Origin of the sequence: Actinospineispora acaciae DSM 45401 (assembly GCF_000620785.1) — a bacterium.
GTDB classification, from domain to species: Bacteria; Actinomycetota; Actinomycetes; order Mycobacteriales; family Pseudonocardiaceae; genus Pseudonocardia; species Pseudonocardia acaciae.
Window position 1 is genome coordinate 1 of the sequence record NZ_JIAI01000076.1, and the last position, 2,051, is coordinate 2,051.

General features: G+C 74.5%; 1 pseudogene. It reads right to left on the bottom strand.

The window, feature by feature from the left end:
- Window positions 1–2,051, bottom strand: a pseudogene (locus tag N912_RS64960) (hypothetical protein); the annotation flags it as partial.

The window sequence follows — 2,051 nt, forward strand, 5'->3', positions numbered from 1 at the left end:
CCGCGCCGTTGTGGCCGCCCCCGCCGTTGCCGCCGCCGGCGGTGGGTGGGCCTCGGGGCAGGAACGGGGGATGCTTCAGGCCACGCACAACGGCGGATCGCAGCCGCGCGCGCAGCTCGGTCAGCGTGGGCCGCCGGTTGTTCTCGCCGTCGGCGACAGCGGCCGAAGCGCCCTGACCACCGGGCTCCGAGGGGCCCATGGCGGCGGGGCCGTCACCACGCGTTGGTTCGTTGCCTCGCGGCGCACCGCCGTGCCGGTGGCGGGTGACGTCGACGAACGCCCGCCAGCCACCCCAGAACACCCCGGCGGCCAACCCGCCCGTCGGGTGCGCAACGGCCATCGCCGCACCCGCGGCCAGCAGCGTCAACCCGACCGGGCCACCCAGGCCCGACCAGACCGCGCGCGCCCCACGGGACAGCACGGCACCGAGAACACGCCCCCAGCGCGGTGGACCCCGTGCCTTCGGCGCTCCCACCGGCGCGCCGGCCACGGTCGTTCCGGAGTTGCTGGTCGTGCTCGATGTCTCGGCCGGCGTCGACGACCCGCCTGGCGGCGACGCGTCCGTCCCGGATCCGCCACCACGGGGCGGCACACCCGGCGCGTCTCCTGGCGTCCTCCCTCCGGAACCACCGCGACCCGGGGAACCCTCGACCGGTGCGGAGCCCGGCGTCGCCGGGGAGCCGGTGGCTGGCGCCGCGCCCTTTCGCCCCGAGCCGCCGAAGCCCGCCAAGCCTGGCTGAGCCGCCGCGTTGGGCGTGCCGCCCCGTTCCGGAGTCACACCGTCGATGCCGCCGGCAGCGACCGGCCGTACGGGACCGAGCCGGCCGTTGCCGGCCCCGCGGGTGTGGGAATCGAACCTCGCGTCCCCACGCGCCGGGTGCGCCGCGTCATGCTGGGTGAAGGTGCCGGTGGACGGCTGTCTGCTCTCGGTCGATGCCGCGCCCAAGCCGTGCCCGCCGGTCGGCGTGGTCCCGCTCGCGCTCGGAGGTCCCCCGGGCAGGCCCGGACCACTCGTCGATGCCACCTGTCCGAACCCGGGCGCCGACCATCCCGGGCGGCCGGCGAGCCACTCGCTCCGCTGTCGATGTTCCCTGACCAGGAACCGGTCCTTCATCGCCTGTGCCCGCAGCCGCGCGACCTCGCCCGGGAGGCGCTGTGCGTCCCGGCGCCAACCCGCGTTGCCGCGTGGCACCTCGCCGCGGCGCACCCGCTGCTTCGTCGGCGCCGGCAAGGCGTCCCGGCGGAGGGCGCCCGCTGCCTGTCTGGCCGCCATTGTGGCTTCGTGGTTGTGCCGCCGAGCGTCCGCCGACTTGGCCCTCGCCGCCTCGGCATGTGTGACCGCCCCCCGCGCGGCGTCCTCCTGGGAGACGCTCTTCACCAACCGCCGCAACCTCATGGCGTCGGCGTCCCAGTAGTCGACGGCCGGGTCATCGGGCTTCTCGATCCGCCGGTCCCACATCGGGGCAAGGCCCACCCAGATCCGCGACGGCGGAACTGCCGGATCCGTTGTCGGTCGCGCGGACGACAGCGACGGCTTGAGACCCGCATCGCGGGGTGCGCCAGATACCGGCTGATCCACCCCGGGCCTTGCCGCGCCCTGGCCCAGGCCGGTGATCGGCTTGCCCTGGGTGGGCGGGCCTGCCTTGGCAGCGGGCGGATTGTGCACCGCCGTCACCTCGACGGCCGCCACCTCGCGGGCTGCGGCGGGCGCGAGAGCTCCAAAGTGGAGGTTGCCCGAGATCACTAGCCCCATGCCGATGGCGCCGACCCGGCGTCCCCACCGCGACGGCCGCTTCTTCGGGTTGGCCGCCTCCGCCTGCGGCGGCTTCTCGAACAGTCGCCCTTCTTTCACCCGGCCTCGGAGGCCTTCGAGCGGGACGAACGTCCGGTGATTGGCGATCTCCCTGTCCAGCTGTGGTGTGCGCCGAGGGAGTGCCTCTAGCTCGTCGAGGTATCCGTTGACGCGGGACTCCGCCGCCTCGGCGGCACGAGGGCCGAGACCGCGGTACAGGGCCTTCATGTCTTTTTTGATCTTGCCGGTGAGGTTGACT